This window comes from Lysinibacillus sp. NPDC093190, assembly GCF_050280425.1.
In the GTDB taxonomy this organism is placed as follows: Bacteria; Bacillota; Bacilli; order Bacillales_A; family Planococcaceae; genus Lysinibacillus.
Genome location: NZ_JBNNVG010000015.1, coordinates 21,503 through 40,379 on the forward strand (window position 1 = coordinate 21,503; position 18,877 = coordinate 40,379).

At 36.0% G+C, this 18,877-nt stretch carries 18 protein-coding genes and 2 pseudogenes; 12 read left to right on the forward strand and 8 right to left on the reverse strand.

Annotated features, from left to right (window positions below):
* Positions 1-7: 7 nt before the first annotated feature.
* Positions 8-1,078 carry an ABC transporter ATP-binding protein gene (locus ACQKOF_RS13090; RefSeq protein WP_427557584.1) on the reverse strand — a complete coding sequence of 357 codons (1,071 nt, stop codon included), beginning with the start codon at positions 1,076-1,078 and terminating at the stop codon, positions 8-10.
* Between the two features lie 117 nt (positions 1,079-1,195).
* Entirely contained in the window at positions 1,196-2,296 is a 1,101-nt protein-coding gene (locus tag ACQKOF_RS13095) for an extracellular solute-binding protein (protein WP_427557587.1), read from the reverse strand.
* Between the two features lie 433 nt (positions 2,297-2,729).
* Here ACQKOF_RS13095 and ACQKOF_RS13100 point away from each other — a divergent pair, with 433 nt between their 5' ends.
* Together ACQKOF_RS13100 and ACQKOF_RS13105 are read left to right on the forward strand one after the other, a co-directional pair.
* Complete coding sequence (locus ACQKOF_RS13100; protein ID WP_427557589.1) at positions 2,730-2,900, forward strand: hypothetical protein; 171 nt, start codon at positions 2,730-2,732, stop codon at positions 2,898-2,900.
* 882 nt (positions 2,901-3,782) lie between these two features.
* Positions 3,783-3,968 carry a leucine-rich repeat protein gene (locus ACQKOF_RS13105; RefSeq protein ID WP_427557773.1) on the forward strand — a complete coding sequence of 62 codons (186 nt, stop codon included), beginning with the start codon at positions 3,783-3,785 and terminating at the stop codon, positions 3,966-3,968.
* A 203-nt stretch (positions 3,969-4,171) separates the two neighbouring features.
* On the opposite strand, the gene ACQKOF_RS13110 is transcribed toward ACQKOF_RS13105, so the two are convergent.
* Entirely contained in the window at positions 4,172-4,507 is a 336-nt protein-coding gene (locus tag ACQKOF_RS13110) for an ATP-binding protein (protein ID WP_427557592.1), read from the reverse strand.
* A pseudogene (locus ACQKOF_RS13115) lies at positions 4,419-5,381 on the reverse strand (IS1595 family transposase). The gene ACQKOF_RS13110 and the pseudogene ACQKOF_RS13115 overlap by 89 nt, the downstream one beginning before the upstream one ends.
* 324 nt (positions 5,382-5,705) lie before the next feature.
* On the opposite strand from ACQKOF_RS13115, the gene ACQKOF_RS13120 reads away from it, so the two are divergent.
* From ACQKOF_RS13120 to ACQKOF_RS13135, 4 genes are read left to right on the forward strand one after another with little or no spacing between them, the layout of a single operon-like run.
* A complete protein-coding gene (locus tag ACQKOF_RS13120) occupies positions 5,706-6,491 on the forward strand; it encodes an ABC transporter ATP-binding protein (protein WP_323657614.1) in 786 nt (261 codons plus the stop codon).
* An 11-nt stretch (positions 6,492-6,502) separates the two neighbouring features.
* Positions 6,503-7,495, forward strand: a complete 993-nt coding sequence (locus ACQKOF_RS13125; protein WP_427557594.1) for a FecCD family ABC transporter permease — start codon at positions 6,503-6,505, stop codon at positions 7,493-7,495.
* Positions 7,496-8,512 (forward strand): FecCD family ABC transporter permease, encoded by a 1,017-nt coding sequence (locus ACQKOF_RS13130; protein WP_427557597.1) that lies wholly within the window; start codon positions 7,496-7,498, stop codon positions 8,510-8,512. It begins immediately after the preceding gene.
* A 4-nt stretch (positions 8,513-8,516) separates the two neighbouring features.
* Positions 8,517-9,422: an ABC transporter substrate-binding protein gene (locus ACQKOF_RS13135; protein ID WP_427557600.1), complete on the forward strand. Its 906-nt coding sequence runs from the start codon at positions 8,517-8,519 to the stop codon at positions 9,420-9,422.
* Between the two features lie 275 nt (positions 9,423-9,697).
* On the opposite strand, the gene ACQKOF_RS13140 is transcribed toward ACQKOF_RS13135, so the two are convergent.
* A complete protein-coding gene (locus ACQKOF_RS13140; protein WP_427557603.1) occupies positions 9,698-9,862 on the reverse strand; it encodes a hypothetical protein in 165 nt (54 codons plus the stop codon).
* Between the two features lie 309 nt (positions 9,863-10,171).
* Between ACQKOF_RS13140 and ACQKOF_RS13145 the strand changes: the two are divergent.
* Both ACQKOF_RS13145 and ACQKOF_RS13150 read left to right on the forward strand, forming a co-directional pair.
* Positions 10,172-10,596, forward strand: a pseudogene (locus ACQKOF_RS13145) (IS66 family transposase); the annotation flags it as partial.
* 70 nt (positions 10,597-10,666) lie between these two features.
* Positions 10,667-11,206, forward strand: a complete 540-nt coding sequence (locus tag ACQKOF_RS13150) for an S-layer homology domain-containing protein (RefSeq protein WP_427557605.1) — start codon at positions 10,667-10,669, stop codon at positions 11,204-11,206.
* Positions 11,207-11,280: 74 nt separating this feature from the next.
* Here ACQKOF_RS13150 and ACQKOF_RS13155 read toward each other — a convergent pair whose 3' ends face one another.
* Both ACQKOF_RS13155 and ACQKOF_RS13160 read right to left on the reverse strand, forming a co-directional pair.
* The gene (locus ACQKOF_RS13155; protein ID WP_427557608.1) at positions 11,281-12,198 is read right to left on the reverse strand and encodes an EamA family transporter; all 918 of its coding nucleotides are present in this window, start codon (positions 12,196-12,198) and stop codon (positions 11,281-11,283) included.
* A 17-nt stretch (positions 12,199-12,215) separates the two neighbouring features.
* Positions 12,216-12,779, reverse strand: a complete 564-nt coding sequence (locus tag ACQKOF_RS13160; RefSeq protein WP_427557610.1) for a GNAT family N-acetyltransferase — start codon at positions 12,777-12,779, stop codon at positions 12,216-12,218.
* 330 nt (positions 12,780-13,109) lie between these two features.
* On the opposite strand from ACQKOF_RS13160, the gene ACQKOF_RS13165 reads away from it, so the two are divergent.
* The 4 genes from ACQKOF_RS13165 (at position 13,110) to ACQKOF_RS13180 (ending at position 18,164) form a co-directional block, all read left to right on the forward strand.
* Positions 13,110-14,057, forward strand: a complete 948-nt coding sequence (locus ACQKOF_RS13165) for a carbohydrate kinase family protein (protein ID WP_427557613.1) — start codon at positions 13,110-13,112, stop codon at positions 14,055-14,057.
* A gap of 20 nt (positions 14,058-14,077) precedes the next feature.
* Positions 14,078-14,509 (forward strand): protein-tyrosine phosphatase family protein, encoded by a 432-nt coding sequence (locus ACQKOF_RS13170; protein WP_427557616.1) that lies wholly within the window; start codon positions 14,078-14,080, stop codon positions 14,507-14,509.
* Between the two features lie 285 nt (positions 14,510-14,794).
* Positions 14,795-16,489 carry a hypothetical protein gene (locus ACQKOF_RS13175; protein WP_427557619.1) on the forward strand — a complete coding sequence of 565 codons (1,695 nt, stop codon included), beginning with the start codon at positions 14,795-14,797 and terminating at the stop codon, positions 16,487-16,489.
* A 565-nt stretch (positions 16,490-17,054) separates the two neighbouring features.
* Positions 17,055-18,164 carry an acyltransferase gene (locus ACQKOF_RS13180; RefSeq protein WP_427557622.1) on the forward strand — a complete coding sequence of 370 codons (1,110 nt, stop codon included), beginning with the start codon at positions 17,055-17,057 and terminating at the stop codon, positions 18,162-18,164.
* A 103-nt stretch (positions 18,165-18,267) separates the two neighbouring features.
* Here ACQKOF_RS13180 and ACQKOF_RS13185 read toward each other — a convergent pair whose 3' ends face one another.
* Positions 18,268-18,558 carry a YfzA family protein gene (locus ACQKOF_RS13185; RefSeq protein WP_427557625.1) on the reverse strand — a complete coding sequence of 97 codons (291 nt, stop codon included), beginning with the start codon at positions 18,556-18,558 and terminating at the stop codon, positions 18,268-18,270.
* Between the last annotated feature and the right edge of the window lie 319 nt (positions 18,559-18,877).

Genomic DNA, 18,877 nt, shown 5'->3' on the forward strand with positions numbered 1-18,877 from the left:
TACCCTCCTATTCCCCTAAAAAATACAGTGAATCTTGGGCTATATTTAAAGTGATTTCTTCACCGATTTTTTTAAATTGACCGTTCATATTAATAATCATTACTTTTAGTGAAAAATCTAGACATTCCACAATGTAGTTCACACTAATTCCTGTAAATTCAACAAAAGTGATTTTACCTGTTAATGTGTTTTCACCAGTACCTTGATTAATGGATTCAGGGCGAATAGAAATAAACACTTTGTCTCCAATCATATGCGTTAAAGTGGAGGAGCTTTGTTGCTTTCGCCCAGTGAGAACAAGTCCATTCGCTGTTTTTACGTGTATATCGTTACCGTTAACAGCATCGATGGTCGCCTCAATTAAGTTTGTCTCACCAATAAAATCTGCTACGAAGCGGTTTGAAGGTCGATTATAAATCTCTTGCGGAGTACCGATTTGTCTGACGTTCCCATTTTCCATGACCATTATCCGATCGGACATGGACATAGCTTCCATTTGATCATGCGTAACATAAATGGTTGTAACACCGAGCTCAGATTGAATACGTTTTATTTCAACGCGCGTTTCTTCGCGTAATTTAGCATCTAAATTCGACAATGGCTCGTCGAGTAATAAAATGTCAGGCTCAATCACAAGTGCTCTTGCCAATGCAACCCGTTGCTGCTGCCCACCAGATAATTCATTAATTTTCCGATTCCCATATTGCGATAAATGTACAAGCCCTCTAATACGGTCAACCTTTTGCTTGATCTCCGCCTTCGAAAATTTTCGTACTTGTAATCCAAAGGAGATATTTTCGTCTACCGTCATATGTGGAAAGAGGGCATAATTTTGAAACACCATACCGATGTTTCGTTTATTAGGTTGAAGCCTTGTCACATCAGAATCATCAAAAAGAATTTTCCCTTCGCTTGGGTAATAAAATCCGGCTATCATCCTTAGCGTTGTCGTTTTTCCACAACCACTTGGACCGAGGAACGTGAAAAATTCACCAGCTTTAATATGAAGATCTAAATCTTTTACGCCATGAATTTGACCGAATTTCTTAGAGACATTTTCTATTTTGACACTTTTCAAGTAAAATGCTCCTTTCTCTTTAGAAAATTAGTTGCATGAAGCCTCGAGCAAAATATACTCGAGGCTTAAAAACATGAACAATATTCGTAGATTTTTTATGAATTACTTATTAATCGGTCACTTTTTTCCTCGCCCTTTAATATTGTTATCCCAATGCTCCATCCATTCAGCTTCTTTCTCAGTCATGAGCTGCCAATCTATATCAAACGTTTTTAAATCTAAGTCTTTATACCACTCCGGCATTGCCGCTTTATCGATATCTGAGCGAGTAGGAATTTGATAGTAATCGTTTGCTAGTTGAGTCACCATACCTTTTTCAAATAAGAATTCGACGAAGAGCTTTGCATTTTCTAAGTTTTTAGCATTGTTGATAACTGCAACACCATCAACTAAAATCGGTGCACCACTTTTCGGATAAATATAATCAAACGGATAATCAGTCGTATATTTCTTTAATAAAATATCTTGCAAATTCCATAAAGAAACACTGCCTTCTTGTCGTGTCATCTTTAAATAAAGTGCATTTGGATCTTGTGTATATTCCTTCGTGTTGGCATCTAATTTTAATAACCAATCGTAGCCCTTCTCAGGTGAATCTGCTCCTTGACGTAAAATCATAGATGAATAGATAGTACGCATCGTTCCAGATGCTAACACACCACGAATTAATATTTTATCCTTCCATTTTGGATCTAATAAATCATCCCAATCTTGTGGACCCGTTTCTTTTGTTAATACATCCTTGTTAATCATAATGACCTCTGGTAGTAACATTTCGCCAAACCAACGACCATCTGGATCTTTATAAGCCGCATCAATGGAGTCGTTAAAGCTAGGCTTCCAAGCTTGAAGCAAATCTTCATTGGCGCCTACAGTTAGTGCAGATTGCGTACCGCCCCACCAAAAATCAGCCTGAGGATTTGCTTTTTCACCACGTAGGCGTTCTAAAATTTGCTGTGCGCCCATCGTTAAAAATTCCACTTCAATGTCCGGGTACTTTTCATTAAACTGATCGATTACCTTTTGCACCATTTCTTCATCGCGCCCTGTATAGATAACAAGCTTTCCAGATGGCTTAGCTGCTACATCAGTCATTTCAGAACTGGACGTTTTGTCGCTATCTTTTGCATCTTTTGTAGAAGCTTTGTCACCACTACAAGCAGCTAAGACAAGAAGCATCAGCACAAGTAAAAAACTGAAAATACGTGTTTTCTGCATAATCTTCCCCCTTCCTAATAGTGAAAAAACTTACATACTATCAGTATAATCCTAAAACTCGATATTAATGTTAGAATAATTAAAAAATTATCATTAGATTCATCATAACTAAGTAAATACTAGATAGCGATGGCGTTTCACTAAAGTCGAAAACTCTTTAAAATAGGGAGAATTTAAGTTTTTAAGAATAGATATTAAAATATGTAGGAAAGTGAACAAAAGTTGATTTTGGTGATTTTGAAAAGCATGCTACGCTTTAAAATATGGACATTAATAAAATTTTAATTAAGTAAAGGGGTTTATCGGGTTTTGGTAGGCTCCGGATTTAGATTAATGATGCGATCGGCTAATCCCAAAGTGCCACATACATGATTGGGTAAACGGCCAAAAAGTTAAAAACTATTAAAATCTATAGAGAATAGAGGATGCTAAAATGACAAAAGAAGAATTCGAAGAGTTTAAAAGCCTCATCGCAATAGGGGAAGAATTTAATTTTGATTATAAAAATGACATAATGGTGATAAATCGTTTCTGTCAAGAACTAGAGACCACTACGCCCAAGAATTTAATGGATATGAAGAACTCTTTGAAAAGGCCACGATAGACGGTATGAAAATTAATGAACTATATCCAAAATTGAAATGGTAATAATCAAACAATTGATCACTTTACTGAAACAATAGAGAATGCTGTTTATGAAGGTTGTAAAGCATTTGGAATGAGCAATAGCATGGCGTAAGCTGTTATTTTGTTTATAGCACTTTAATTGAGATAGGGTGGATAACTAATAAATTAATTAAAAACAAACGTGTTATTTTGTATTTAATCATAGTCATTTTGTTTTTATTATTAGATAGAATTTCGCAACAAACTTGGGTTTTAATCGTACAAGCTATTGGGATTATTATTTTGATTTTCATACCGATTTTGTTAACGATTATTGATAATACAAAAAGTAAAATACAAGAAGATCAACATGATAAAAAATAATAAATTAAGAGAAAAAGTGTTTCTTTAATAGGAGTCGTTAGTATACCAGCTTTAATATTGCTAGAGTGAAGCCCCACATATTTTATGTGTAAAGGGCTTCACTTTTTTTACAAAAATCTTTAAGAAGAGACGGTATCCATTTAGTTCAATTGTGATCTGTTCCCTACCAAGTAGAAAATGAAAAGACTAAAAAATGCTTTAAGGCTTAAGCCCTGTATCCCAGTGGTTTAAGCCTTTTAATCGTTCTTGGATAAATGATTTATTTGTCTATCTAAGTCATATTAGTGAGAATATTGTTGCGCAGAATAATGATGAGGCGGACAGTAGTGAGGATAGTACCAACTTTGAGAAAAATAATGAGGGAGATACTATAGAGGATAATCAAGATGAATACTTAACGAATGATGTAGGCAATGGTGTTGCCATTATAGGTTATCAAGGCGATAAATCAGATATCGTAATTCCTAGTGAATTCAATGGTAAACCAGTTATAGAAATAGGATACAGAGCATTTGCTAATAAACGACTCGCAGGTGTATCAATACCGTCAAGTGTGATAACGATAGGAGAGAGTGCATTTGCTCAAAATCAATTAACAAGTGTAGAAATACCATCAGGCGTGATAACGATAGGAGAGAGTGCATTTTCTTATAATCAAGGATTTATCAAGACTTTTTATTAATTTATTCAAAGTTTATTAGGCTTATTTCTTTAAATACATGTATTTAAAGATACAACTACTTAATAAAAAACAATATTGCGATGATTTGTTTTTAGACTAAAAAATGCAACATTGTTAATGTATATTGTTATATTTATTAGTTCAACAACTGTTATCAATTAATTTTAAGGCTCGAAAAATTTTAATTAATGCACATCCATGAATCATGATTTACAAAATCCAATTTTAAAAATGATTTTACCGTTAGATAGCGTTGCTTGAGTTTTATACCCTAATTGTTCAGCAAGGCTTTTAACAGTAGCAAGTCCAAGCCCAGTACCTGAAAAGTTCTTGTCACGAGAACTTTCTCCAACATAAAAAGGTTTCCGTATTCTGGAAATGTCTGTAAGCGTAGTATCATTACTAATTTTAAAAACACCGTCTTGTTGAAAGATAATTTGAATTTCATCTTCAGAAGCGTATTTTTCTAAGCATTTCAACAGTAGTGATATTTGATTTTTGACAAGCTGAAATAAGCATTTGTTCGACTCGATTCTCAAATGCCATATTTTTCCCCAAATCAAGCAAACGGAATCAGTATAGGTAGTTGTCCAAATATTTTGTCGCAACTCCTTGAAAATGCTCCATCCACTTTTTCAAGCGATTATGAAAGTTATTAACGTGTTGAATGTGGTAAATTCCCTTCTTTACACGCTGTTTTTGTCGCTTATTGACTGTTTCGTGTTGTAATCCTTTTATCTTAGCGAACTTTTTATAATTCGTTGCCGTATCAGTGCATAACAAAGCAGACGGGTGAATATACTCACCTATCACAGTGTCAATTTCTTCGGCTCTTACACGACCCGTTCCTGCTTTTCGTGCAATCACACTACCATTACGGTCTTGTGCAACTACAACAGCAATTTTAAGGTTAGAAATCCCTCTCTTTTTGTCTTTTTCTCCACGCTTCTTGGCCTTTCTATGGGTGATTTCTCGCCCTTTCATAGACTCACGAAAGAAGGTTTCATCACTTTTGACTATTCCTTGCAGTTGATTAAAGCCAAGACTTTCTAATGCGTTTAAGATTTTAAGTCTCCAATAAAACGCAGTGGAAATGTGTATTCTAAAGCGTTCAGCGATTTTTGGCAGTGTATAGCCTTCTACCATTAATTCAATGTATTTTACCCACTTCTTAGGGTAGCGGGAACCTGAAAATGGTGTATTTGTCATATCATTGAAAGACTTTTCACAATCATTACAAAGATAGCTTTGTCTTGAACGATATTTACCATTTCGTTTTACAGAAGTGCTTCCGCAATGTACACATCCCAAACCAGAAGCAAATCGGGCTTCACGAATGCTTTTAAGAAGTTTAGTAATTTTATCGGGTTCGTCTGGAAACAGGTCTTGTCTCATCGCATTAAATAACGCCATTTGCTCTGATTTAGTTAATTCACTGAACTCTTCATAAACATCTTCCCACTTAAACAACTATTTCTTGAACACCATTCCACTTATGAATGGTGTTTTTTGGGGTTCTAGAAGGAAAAGAATAGAATAGAGTTCAGAGCAGAATAAACTGAATGTACCTTTCTTAGCTATATTTAAACGCTTTTATAAGTGGATGAAAATGAATAAACGATGTTTAATTTAACTTATATTTAAATAATTTATTTTTTAATGCTATATTGACTTTAAAATGCAAATAGAATACAATTCGATAACGATAATCATTCTCAGTAAAAGGAGACTAACAAATTGTTTCGAATTTCTGCACACGACATCGAAGTAAAATATGATAAAAATATTATTCTTAGAGACCTATTATTACATATTCCAGATAATAGTATTTCAACAATTATTGGACCGAATGGTTGTGGGAAATCAACTTTATTAAAGGCTCTAACAAAAATATTGCCTTATTCCAAAGGTCAAATTTTATTAGATGGACAAGCTTTAACCTCATATAAAACAAAAGATTTGGCGAAAAAAATGGCATTACTTCCGCAGTCTCAGATTGCACCTTCTAACATTTCAGTACGTGAACTTATTGCTTACGGAAGGTATCCCCATCAAGGGAATTTCGGTATTTTAAGCTCTCAAGATCAAGAAATTATTAACTGGGCAATCTCCAAGACCAAGTTAAATGACGTAGAAAATTCTATTGTTGATTCATTGTCGGGTGGGCAACGTCAACGCGTTTGGGTCGCTTTAGCATTAGCTCAGCAAACGGACATTATTTATTTAGATGAGCCCACAACCTATTTGGACCTTGCACATCAACTTGATTTAATGAAACTTCTTAAACAATTGAATGTGGAAGAAAATCGTACAATTGTTATGGTACTACATGATTTAAATTTAGCAGCTAGATATTCAGACTATATGATTTCAATGAATTCTGGTCAAATCGTAAAAGCTGGAACCGTTGATGAAGTGATGACTACTGATAATTTAAAGCGGGTTTTTCAAATAGATGCTGTCATTAGTGAAGATCCTTATACTAAAAAACCAATTTGTCTATCTTACGACACTAGTTTATAAGAGGTGATGAGATGACAATTTGGCACAAATGGATCACGATATTCGTACTTTTAATTATCTGTTTTGCTTCCATTATTTTTGCAATCAGTATAGGGGCTAAAAATATTCCCTTTATCACAGTGTGGACATCCATTTTCCAATACAACTCAGAGGATAACTTACATCAGATCATTTATGAAGTTCGATTACCACGAGTGTTAGGGGCTGTATTTGTTGGAGCTGCTTTCGCAGTCGCTGGTACAGTAATTCAAGCAATCACACGTAATCCCCTTGCTGATATAGGCATTTTAGGAATCAACGGTGGGGCAGTACTTCTTGTGACTATCTGTTTTGCATTTTATCCAGCGATTTCCTACGGTTGGCTTACGTTCTTTTCATTCATCGGGGCCGCACTATCGACCTTCCTTGTCTTTTCAATCGGTATAGTCGCTCGTGGGAATCTTTCCCCTTTAACATTTACAATTGCTGGGGCAGTGATTGCTGCATTTCTACATGCAATTAGTTCTGGTATTGCCATTTATTTTGATTTGAATCAAGAATTGGCTTTTTGGTATGCAGGTGGAGTTGCTGGTGTTACGTGGAGGCAACTTCCTTTATTGATTACTATCGTTATCGTATCCATCATTATTGCAACATTACTTGGTAAGCAATTAACGATTTTAAGTACAGGACAAGAAATGGCATCGAGTTTAGGTATTAACATTAAGTTCTTACTATTCACAAGTATGGGGGTTATCGTTTTACTTGGTGGTGTTGGAGTTGCAGTCGCTGGTTCTATTAGTTTTGTTGGACTAATTATCCCTCATCTTTCACGTAAATTTGTTGGACATGATTACCGTTGGAATATTCCAGTAAGCGCTTTATTAGGGAGTACACTTGTAGTAATCGCTGATTTATCAGCTCGAATAATTTTTGCACCTAAAGAGCTTGCATTAGGAATATTAATTGCCTTTATTGGTGTGCCATTTTTTCTAGTTGTCGCGAAGAAACTGGAGGGAACTTAAATGGCACCAAAGCGAAGAATTCCATTTCTTTTATACATCTCGATCACTTTGATATTCATTTTTCTAACATTTTTCTTTTCAATTAACACAGGAAGCTATCAACTTTCTTTACCAGAAGTGGTGAATAACCTATTTGGTCAGGGGCAGGATAATAGTATACTCGTATTATTTGAGTATCGATTACCCCGCATCTTGATGGCATTAGTCGGTGGTGCTGGTATCGCTGTGGCAGGATCATTACTCCAATCCTATACGGGCAACCATTTAGCGGATACTGGTTTATTAGGTCTCCATGCGGGTGCTTCATGTGGATTAATTATATTCATGAGCTTTTTCAGTCAAAAATTTTTATATGCTGAAATTTTAATACCTTTATTCGCCTTTTCAGGTGGTGCTTTGGCCGCCGTTTTGATTGTTTATTTAGCAAAATCAAAAAATGGCGGTATCAATACAAATAAATTGATTTTAATTGGTATTGCTGTATCGGCACTTTTTAATGCAATAACGCTATTTTTATCATTACGTTTAAGTAAAGATACTTATTCTTTTGCAGCTAGTTGGTTACTTGGGAATATTTGGGGGCGTCATTGGATTCATGTTTCTATTTTAATTCCATGGGTTGCTCTATTTAGTTTTCTTGCCTATCACTTAGCGCATCGATTAAACCTTTTACAAGTTGGAGAGGCATTCGCTCAAACAACGGGAATTAATGTAAAGCGCACAAAAAATAGCGCATTGATATTGGCTGTGGTGTTATCAAGCGTTTCAGTAGCCATCGTAGGTAATATTAGCTTTTTAGGACTTTTAGCGCCACATTTGGCACGTCAATTAGTTGGCAGTGACTATCGCCTCAACCTACCTTTATCTGCATTGATTGGCGCTGGCATTTTACTACTTTCTGATACGATTGGTCGTTCTCTATTTGAAGCAAACCCAATCCCAGCAGGTATATTGGTATCCTTCATTGGAGGACCTTATTTTATTTATTTACTATTAAAAAACAACAGGAGTGTATAACAATATGAAAAAATGGTATTTACCAGTAACTTTAGCTCTATTAACAGCAGTTTTAGGTGCTTGTGGAAATGAAGAATCAACAACATCTAATTCAACAACGAAAGTAGTTGAAGAACAACGTATTGGCTCTTTATCAATTCACTTAACAAATGACTTAATTGCCCTAGATATTACCCCCGTTGGTTCTGTAGTTGGCGGTTCATTAGGTGATTTTTTACCACAAGCAGCTCCATACTTAACAGAAGCTACAAAATATGGCCCTGCAAAAGATGTTGATATGGAATCATTACTTTCCTCCGAACCAGATGTTATCGTTGCAGATGAAGAATTTGCAGCAGCGAATTTAGAACACTACAAAAAAATTGCACCCGTTCAACTATATAACTTAGATGAAGGAACATGGCGTGATCATTTAACATTACTTGGAGAAAAATTCAAAAAAGAAGAATCAGCGAAACAATTTATTGCAGATTACGAAAAGAAAACGGAGGAAGTAAAATCTTTACTTACTAAACAATATGGTGAAGATGCAACAGCAATGGCAATCCGTGTTACAGATAAAGAATTACGTGTTTTCTCAACAGCACGACCAATGGGCCCAATATTATTTAAAGACTTAAATCTTGAACCTGCTACAGGAATTACAGAAATGGGTACAGAAGAGCCTTATCAAGTGATATCAAAAGAAGTTATTGGTGATTACGATGCAGATATTATATTTGTTGTAGTAAATAGCAACGAAGAAGCTGAAAAAGTATACAAAGAACTTGCTGAATCATCTATATGGAAATCTCTAAAAGCTGTTCAAAAGGGCCAAATTTTTGTTGTTTCAGATCAACCTTGGTTAGACTATTCAGCTCTTGGGAACTCAATGGCAATGGATCAACTATATGACCAATTAAAAAAATAAAAATATAGTCTATTTACAAGAATACATCTTACAATGTGAAACCCTTCACTTTTCCCCCTAAAACCATAATGTTTCAATGGTTTTAGGGGGATTTACTTTTTTACTTTTAACCGTTTACCTTATTGCTTTGGCGGAATAGCAAGGGTTCAAAACTTACTGATTTCGCAAATATGTTAGGGCTAGATTAGGTGCTCATTTAAAGGGCGGGTACCTGGTCTTTTATAATTTGTTGAGCTGTAACTTTATTTCAATTTCAATTTGTTTCTCATTATTTATTAGAACGGCTGTAATCTCTGGGTCTGTCCAAATATCTCCACCATTTTTTCATTTTCTTTAAAATCTAAAGTGGCTTCTTGATTTGCAGAAACTATTATTTCATCCTGAGATAATCCAAATTCCTGAACATCCTCTATTGTTTCATGGATGTTCTCACTTTTCATTTACCAACTGATATTGGCTTCTATTGTACACTTCCAATACCAAGGTATAAATGGGCAGTTGGAACATCCACATCATAATTTTCTCCAAATCAACCTGTTAGTGTTAAAGCAAAAAGTTATCCTATAAGTAATTTCATTTTTCTTACTTTTCCCCATTCTTTTATCAATTCAACGCAAGTTTCCACTGAACCAAGCTGTATCATTAAAACAATTGGTATTGAAATCTCCTTCTTCAATGGCGCAGATGAGCGCATCATCCAAATGATCATGAAGGAGCTGGTACAACGATTGCGCGTGAAGAAGAAAAATTCATTCCGGCAAAAATATTCAAAGCCGATTGTAGAGAAATTCTTAAAATGGGTGGATGAATCGCCTTTCTTCGGAAAGAATGCCTTAGCTAAAGCTACCGAATACACATTAAATCGTATATATGGATTAAAAGCTTTTCTGTTCGATGGCCGAATTGAGATGGATAATAATCCAGCCGAAAATGCGATTCGCCCAAATGTAATCGGTCGCAATAACTGGCTTTTTCTGTTAGCGAAGCCGGTGCTAAAGCAAATGCCATCTGTTTGAGTTTAGCAGAAACAGCCAAAACAAACGGCATTGATTTCTATCAGTACCTTGTGAAGCTATTAACTGAGCTACCAAATTTACCGATTCAACAACAGCCAGAGATCTTACAAGATTACATGCCTTGGTCGAAAAATATCCAAGCCACATGTTCAAAATAGCCAGCTATCTGAAAAAAACTCAGATAGCTGGCCATTCGTCGTGCGTACCGAGAAGGTGCACTACTTATTTTTGTATTTCGGGCTTACGACGAGAACACGTGTTAAGGATATTGACAATAACTGGGCGAAAGATATGATTCAAGAAGTTGCTAGTCGATGCATTATTAAAGGTTATCCAGATGGCACTTTCCGACCAAACGATTTGGCTCAACGTCAACATGTGGTACTTATGATTGACCGTGCATTACAACCAACACCAATTCGAGAGGCTGCATCATTTTCGGATGTACCAAAAAGTCATGTATATTATGAACAAATCACACGACTACAACGAGCGGGTATCGTGGATGGTTCAGACGGGGCATTTCGACCAAACGCTTATATAACGCGTGCCCAAATGGCAAAAATAATGGTGCTTGCATTTGGCTTAACGCCAGAAGGCAATAGTACGTTCAAGGATGTTGAGTCATCACACTGGGCGAGTGGATATATTGCCGCTCTAGCAGACCATAACATTGCACTAGGCGATGAAAACGGCAATTTTAGACCAAATGAAAACTTAACACGCGCACAATTTACAGCGTTTATGTATCGAGCGCTTGGTTTATAAAAATTCATACAGAAATAAGGGAGATGTATCAAAAAAATATGATACATCCCCCTTTCTAATTTAGATTAAAGTATTTACTTACTGATAGGTTCTAAAGATTTATCCTTTTGTCGTCGCTGCGAAAGTATTGTCGGTAGCATCATACCGACAATAACCAAAATAATACCCGCTATTTGTAAAGAAGTTAATGGTTCATGGAGAACAATAACTGAAACGGTTACGGCAACAGGCAACTCCATAGCACTTAAAATAGAAGCGAGAGCTCCTCCCACTTTCGGAACAGCTATAGAGAATAAATAAATTGGCAAAATAATACCGAAGAGCCCTAATGCTAGTCCGAATTTCCATAAACCACCGGCAAATAATTTGCCGTTCCAAAGAACTTCAGGATTTAGGAAAATACTAATCACAATAAGGGCGACAAAGGAAACGATCAACACGCGCGATGTAGTTGTAATACCATCCACGTGACGAGAGTTAAATTGGATAAAGCAAGCAAAAGTAAAGGCAGCAGCAAAACCTAGTAGCCAACCTTGAATAGCAATGCCGCTTAAATCTACATTTAGTACGCCAGCAGCTAAAATAGTTCCAGCAAATAATACAATGATTGAAATCACTTCAGTCCGACTTGGTAAGCGTTTATGAAGTGCGCAATCTATTAATAAGCCTATCCACGTGAATTGGAAAAGCATTACTACTGCAAGAGAGGCTGGTAGATACTTTAATGATTCTCCGTATACAATCCCTGTAGTACCGGTAAATATCCCGGCATAAACCAAAATAAGCAGTCCCTTTTTAGAAAGCTTCGGTAATTGCCTTTGTGTCACAATAAAAATAGTTGCAATAAGCATAAAGCCAATAATATATTGACTTGATACTGCCTCTCCTGTTGTAAAGCCATGCTGCATAGCTACTTTGACAATTGTCGATAGTATTCCGTAGCTACTAGAAGCAATGACAATCAAAAGAGGATAAAATAAATTTTTCTTCATGTTTTTTGTTTCACTTCCTAAAATTGCTTCACCATATGATGAAATGGTTCATCGATTATGGACCATGGCTCTGTAATGACAAAGCCCATGCGTTCATAAAGGCGACGAGCGTCCTCTTTTTGTGTTTCAACATTTAATGATAATTTTGTAAAGCCACGTTTTCGTGTTTCCTCTATGGCAAATTGCAGTAATAATGTTCCTATTCCTTTACCACGAGCTTCTGGTGCTACACAAATAGTATCAATATAATATTCATCTTCATGAGCTTCTTGATCGATGATGATGGATGGCGCATTTTTTTCTTCAAGCCATTTTACGAGATTTGCATCCATGTGAATGGCTTCGACACCATTATAGTAAACAAGAATTCCTAATACTTGCTCATTCTCAGCAGCAACAAAAGTATTTAAATAGGAATGTCGATTGTCCTCACGCTTGAATAGTACAGTAAGTTCTTGTTCAACGGCTTTCGCTGTTTGTTCACCTGTTAAACGGTTGGCAATATCACCAATCGCATCAATAATTAGTGGTACAACGGCATGGGCATCCTGTGGTTGCGCTTGTCGAATTGTAATACTCATTGTCAAAATCCCTACCTTTCTATAGGCAAGTATAACAAAGATAGAGGATGACTCAAGTTTTTGAGAAAATAGTGAATTCTCAAGGCATCTTTACCTTCTTTCAGCGGATGTCATGAAATCGGAAAGGAGTGCTTAGAGGATGTTAGCCTAAAACCATCGCATCCATGCGATAACGGCTAACTGACCTGCATCGTGCAGGCCTAAGCACAAAGCCGATTCCAGACGCAATTATGCCAAGGCATAATTGATTATTTTTCCGAAAGTTTAAAACTTTATACGATATCAGATTTCGTGTTAATCTATAATGACTAGAGTTTCGGGAGGACAACAATGACAAAGGAAGATAAGGATTATATTTTAGTTTATGGAGATGCTTTTATTGACTATATCGCAGATGATGTAACAAACACATCTTTTACTAAATATATGGGTGGTGCAACGGTAAATGTTGCTGCGGGAATTAGCCGTATCGGTGCTCCATCTGCATTAATTACAATCACAGGAGATGACGAAGGCTCCCAGTTTGTTCGAGATGGCCTTGCACAAGAAGGGGTAAGCCTGGATTATGCAGTATTTAACCCTGCGAAGCGTGTTAGCGGTGTCTATGTACATTTAACAGAAGCATGTGAGCGAATTTTTAAGGATTATGTCGATGAGACGCCAGATTTACAAGTAGAAACAACACAATTAAATGAAGCAGCTTTTAAAAATGCATCTGCTTTAACTGTGTGCTCGGGTACAATGTTCCACCCTACAGCCCTTGATACAACACGTGCTGTTGTAGAGATGGCAAAGGAAAAAGGGGCAATTATAGCAATGGATGCGAATATTCGTCCTCTACGCTGGAGCAGTGAGCAGGTTTGTCGTGAAACGATCACGTCATTTTTTGAGCACGTTGATATTTTAAAGGTTACTGATGAAGAATTATTTTTCCTGACAGAAACAACTAGCTTGGAAGAGGGCATTGAGCAGTTAAACAGTTATTTAGTACCTATTATTTTAGTAACAGTAGGGGAAAATGGCACTTATGCAGTATTAAATGGTGAGGTTATCCATGTACCAACAGAAAAGGTTGTGCCAGTAGATACTACAGGTGCTGGAGATGCATTTATGGCTGGTGTATTACGCGATGTTCATTACAATGGTTTACCTACAACGGAAGAAGAACTTGTTCGTTGTGTAAGCTTTGGTAATAAGCTAGGTGCTTTAGCAGCCACTAAAGCAGGAGCATTAACAGCTCTTCCATATTATAATGATATTAAGCATTTACTTAAATAGTCGTTTGGAGCGTGCTTACAATGGAGAAAAATTACGATGTATTAGTGAAGGATCGATTATTCTTTGGCGGTGCGAAAGATGCAGATTCAGCTTTTGAACAAGAAACGGTTGATATCGTGATTGATGTTCGAGTAAATGGCTTATCTAATGAAGAGCAGGAAGAGGCTTCATATGTGTACAAGCACATGCCAATTGCTGATGAGGACATAGCAGTTGCACCATCTATTCAAAAGGTTGCGAAAGAAATTGTTTCTGCCTATGAGAATGGGCAGAAAGTGTACTTCCATTGCGGAAGCGGGGGAGGTCGCGCAGGAGTGGCAGCCACTGCTGTATTAATGGAGCTTGGCACGGCCAATTCTCTAGAGGAAGCGGAAGAGGCCGTAAAGAACGCCCGTCCACAAGTAACAATTCGTCCAAAAATGGCAGATGCTTTGCAGAAGCTATACAAATAAATGAGAAGATGTACCAAAAGTTTTTTTCAACTTTGGTTCATCTTCTTTTTAGTTAATGAATTAATCTTTTTTTGCTCTTTGAAGGGTTGATGTCGATAAAAATTAAAAGTTGGATGACATTATGTTAAAACGTATGTCTTGTGGATAGGTGATTGGACGAGCCAATAGGGGAACGAAGGCTAAAACCTTCACGTCCTGTGAAAAAATAATAAATTGGTTTATTTTTCAAAATATAATTCACTTTAATTTTTGTAAGTTAAAAATACAAATTTAGGAGTGATTCAATTGACTACATTTACACCCTTACAAGAGGCTCAAGCTTTTGCTGAAGCTTTTCTATTGTCTACTGAGCAGGTATCTGTAAACCATCCTTATAAGAAGGATAAAGGCCGATATCCACGAGTGCGAAAATTTTTCCAAAATCATTTATTAAATGGTACAAGTGATGCTTCCACATATCAACAAGGTGTTGGACAATTAATGATGTTCTGTGCCCAGTTCGCCCAACAAAAGGCACTAGTTGGCGAGCGTGATGCAGTTTACAAGGAGATGGTTAATACTGTTATTCCTAAACTTTTGGAAAGAACATATAATTTTCCGACAATCAATCCATTAGCTGGCTTTATTTATCTTGGTGTAGCGATGCTTAAGAAGTTAGATGAATCTCAAAGCGATGTATCACTTTCTAATGTGGATGAGTTGTTAGTGCGATACAGAGATTATTTTGCTAATGAAGTATTAAATTCTAAAGAATATCATGCTTTAATGTATCATCGTACTCCGTCTGCTTGGACATACAATGACTCAGAAAAAGCGTATCGTTTTGCAACTGGACCATATTCGGGGCAAATTGGATACTGGATAACTACTGCAGATTTATCCACCGATCCTCAAAAAGATTACTTAGAGATGCCAACAGTTCTTGATAGTTCAGGACAAGTTTCTTTTGCTGGTATTCAACCAGGAACAAGTGCTAGAGATTATATAGATCACCATTCCTTTTTCAACACTAAAAATCAGCGATTTATTCTTAATGCCTCGCTAAATGCAATTGCTTTATGGATGGCAGCACATGTTTATGATGTAAAAGTTAATGAGACTGGCGCTTCATTAAATCCTGCCTATAACATGAAAAACGCAATCAGAGATGTTCTTAGCTATACTCATTGGGGTTCCAATACTTCAGTTGCTAATGCTTCTAAAGGGTGTTTCCAACAAGAGCCCTTTAACGGTGCATTATCTGCTAGAAGAGTCCTTCCGGTTCATGGATTTTCCGAAGTAAACTTAGCAAATAGTATGCTACGTGCTCGATTTGATTCTCCGGCATATAATACATTTGCAATAACATTCTTACAAATCTTTGCAAGCTTGATCGAAAATCCAACAGCTTCATCATGGTACAATCTTGTTCCAAATTTTGATTCAGATTCTGGAGTTATGGTATCTCAGATGATTAATACCTACCAAGACATATTTACAAACTATTCAACTATCAAAAATACTTTAATCAATAAATTGTTTAGCCAAGCTAAATATTGGGGTATGTACATTCCGGAAAATGCTATGTTAGGTTCATCCGAACTGATTAAAAATCCGTGGCAAATACCTAATAAGGGTGAGGGGATTAATCAAGCCATGGTAGGATTGTTCAATGTTTATCCTGGATTTACAGGTCAAGGATTTGCAAGTAGTAACAATAAAATCGGAGAAGCTATTAAACTTCAACTTGAAGTTGGTCAAGCATTACATGGTCAAAGTTCCTTCCCATCGCACGGTCGTTCAGGCCTTTGGGATTTAGTCCGCTTAGATATATTAGCCGATGCTTCAAATACAGATGGGACTGTTAGCTCTGCTACGGACCTTACGACTACTGATAAAGAATCTCCAAATTGTGCCGGAGCACGCCGCACATTCTACGCTTTAGCTATGGCGTTAGCAGTCGATGGATCTAATGGTTTTATAGAGGAAGAAAACAGATAAACAATGGCTAGCTGCGATATAAGAGCTTAATCATTAACACATATAAATTTGGTAATATATCGAATTTATATGTGTTTTTTTATACAATTGTGGTTTATATAAATTGATTGGAGTGGAGGCTAGGCGACATAATAAAGTAAAAGGATTCACACACAGTTTTGTGTATGAATCTTTTTTTGCTCTTTGAAAGGTGGATGTCGATAAAAATTAAAAGTTGGGTGATAAAACGTGAAAGTTTATCGATAAAAATTAAAAGTTGGGCGATAATTCCCGAAAGTGTTCCGATAAAATTAAAAAGTTGGATGACATTATGTTAAAACGTAAGTCATGTGGATAGGTTGATTGGAGCGAGCACACAGGGGAACGAAGGCTAAAAGCATTTACGTCCTGTGATAACGCCTTCGTGACCAACATCGTGTTGGCCCAAGCGGCTCATCGGTCGCCCTGGGGAAGCGCTCAGCCGGAATGTGAATAAATCCTATTTATGGTAATTAACCATTAAAATAAGGTTAGTTGACGCTCTAGTTAATATATAGTTATTATTGTGTCTAGGGAGGTTCTTCAATTGCCTTTAAATAAAGAACGAATTGACGCAGTAAAATTTATGCGAGTAACAGCGATGTTACTTGTTATATTAATTCATGCTACTGGGGTTGCACTGAGTAAAATCCCCAATGATAATTCCTCTTATTTTGTCTATTTATTTTTAAATCGCTTTACACGCTTTGAAGGGGCTGTTTTTGTATTTTTAAGTGGACTTACATTGTTTTATAATTACGAATCGAAACCCTTTACAAAACAAACATGGACAAACTTTTACAAACGTAGATTTTTGTTTATTTTAGGACCTTTCCTCGTTTGGTCTATTTTTTATGAGCTATTTTCCTACTACCAAGGATTTCGAGTGTTTACAGGTTGGAAGGCAATGCTCACTTCCATCGTTACGGGGGGAGCCTATTATCAATTATATTTCATTTTAATTTTAGTGCAGCTATATTTTTTAATGCCACTTTTCATATATCTCGTAAAACGCTTTTGGTGGTTTAAAAAATATTTATTATTCATTGGCTTTGCTGTTGAAGTAGCTGTTCAAAGTTACTTTGAAATGTTTGATATTTCCTTTACCGTTCCTTTATTTGCAATATACATTGCAAGCTTTTTCTTCGGTGGCTGGGTTGCATTACATTATCAATCTTTAAAGGAACAATGGTCGAAAATGCAATATTTTGTATGGATGTCCTTTACCTTTTTATTAGGCATAGCTTACACAAATCTGTATTATTTCCGCAGCATATTGGGATATGATGAAATTTCATACATAGCATTTAAATTTTTATCTACTAGCTATATGCTTCTCTCATGTTTCGTACTATTCAAAATTAGTATTTATTTAGTCCATCACGGAGGACGAAAGCTCAACGAATTGGCAGAGCATTTAAGAATTTATTCGTTTGGGTTTTATTTAGTCCATCCATGTATTTTATATTTATTGAGCGATACTATTTTGAGTGACCTCGTTCCTTCACATATACATTTATATGTATTCTTAAGATTTTTCTTAACGGTCATTTTCTGTTATGTATTTATTCGCTCATTACAACTTCTTTTCCCGCGTGCATGGTTTTTATTCGGAAATTTACCAGCCCCAAAGAAAAGTGGCAAGAGTGCGCTTTAGTTTTTTTGCATGAAAAAGAGCAACTCCATTTTGAAAAAAATTGAACAAAACGGAGTTGCTTCTTAGTTGAAGAAAAAGCCCATATAGTAAAATAGCCATTATATTAATTAGAGACTGACTTTCTTGAAAAAATATCTTTGATTGCACCTATTATTCCAGGTACAAGAAGTACGATACCAAAAAAGACAGTAAATACATTGAAGTGTGGTGTTTCATAAAAATTAAACCACTCACTAAAAATTGCAGTTTCAGCAATTCTTCCAAATAACTTTCCATCAATATATCTCATATTAGGTATCCAAGCAGTTCCTTCAAATATAATGAAGATCAACTGTAACAAAAAAAACGATCCAATAAAAGAAAGAAACCCACGATTTTTTTGTTTATCAGCCAAATAATATACACCCCTGTGCTCATATTATAAAACCGATTATTACAACCATACCAAATGATACCCCATGATAACTTATTAAACTGCCTCGTTTGTGAAGTGATTCAAAGACTTTTCTTAATTTGAATTATTTTCGAATCCAACTTTTATTAATAATTCATGCGTTTTGATTAGGAAAATAAAGGTTTATTATGACTGATAAAAGAATTCTTTTTGTTGATATTTTGCTAGTGTATGCCCATTTTTAACTGATTGTAGCGGAGGAAGCGGCTCGACGCTCGCCCGCAGCGGAAATCAGCTTCTTTAAATTAATTTAAGCGGA

What these genes read in the sequence shown, in the direction of transcription:
- ACQKOF_RS13135 (WP_427557600.1), top strand. Translation starts at nt 8,517, where the DNA reads ATGAAAAAATGGTATTTACCAGTAACTTTAGCTCTATTAACAGCAGTT.
- ACQKOF_RS13160 (WP_427557610.1), bottom strand. Translation starts at nt 12,779, where the DNA reads ATGAGTATTACAATTCGACAAGCGCAACCACAGGATGCCCATGCCGTT.
- ACQKOF_RS13125 (WP_427557594.1), top strand. Translation starts at nt 6,503, where the DNA reads ATGACAATTTGGCACAAATGGATCACGATATTCGTACTTTTAATTATC.
- ACQKOF_RS13095 (WP_427557587.1), bottom strand. Translation starts at nt 2,296, where the DNA reads ATGCAGAAAACACGTATTTTCAGTTTTTTACTTGTGCTGATGCTTCTT.
- ACQKOF_RS13170 (WP_427557616.1), top strand. Translation starts at nt 14,078, where the DNA reads ATGGAGAAAAATTACGATGTATTAGTGAAGGATCGATTATTCTTTGGC.
- ACQKOF_RS13100 (WP_427557589.1), top strand. Translation starts at nt 2,730, where the DNA reads ATGACAAAAGAAGAATTCGAAGAGTTTAAAAGCCTCATCGCAATAGGG.
- ACQKOF_RS13140 (WP_427557603.1), bottom strand. Translation starts at nt 9,862, where the DNA reads ATGAAAAGTGAGAACATCCATGAAACAATAGAGGATGTTCAGGAATTT.
- ACQKOF_RS13165 (WP_427557613.1), top strand. Translation starts at nt 13,110, where the DNA reads ATGACAAAGGAAGATAAGGATTATATTTTAGTTTATGGAGATGCTTTT.
- ACQKOF_RS13155 (WP_427557608.1), bottom strand. Translation starts at nt 12,198, where the DNA reads ATGAAGAAAAATTTATTTTATCCTCTTTTGATTGTCATTGCTTCTAGT.
- ACQKOF_RS13130 (WP_427557597.1), top strand. Translation starts at nt 7,496, where the DNA reads ATGGCACCAAAGCGAAGAATTCCATTTCTTTTATACATCTCGATCACT.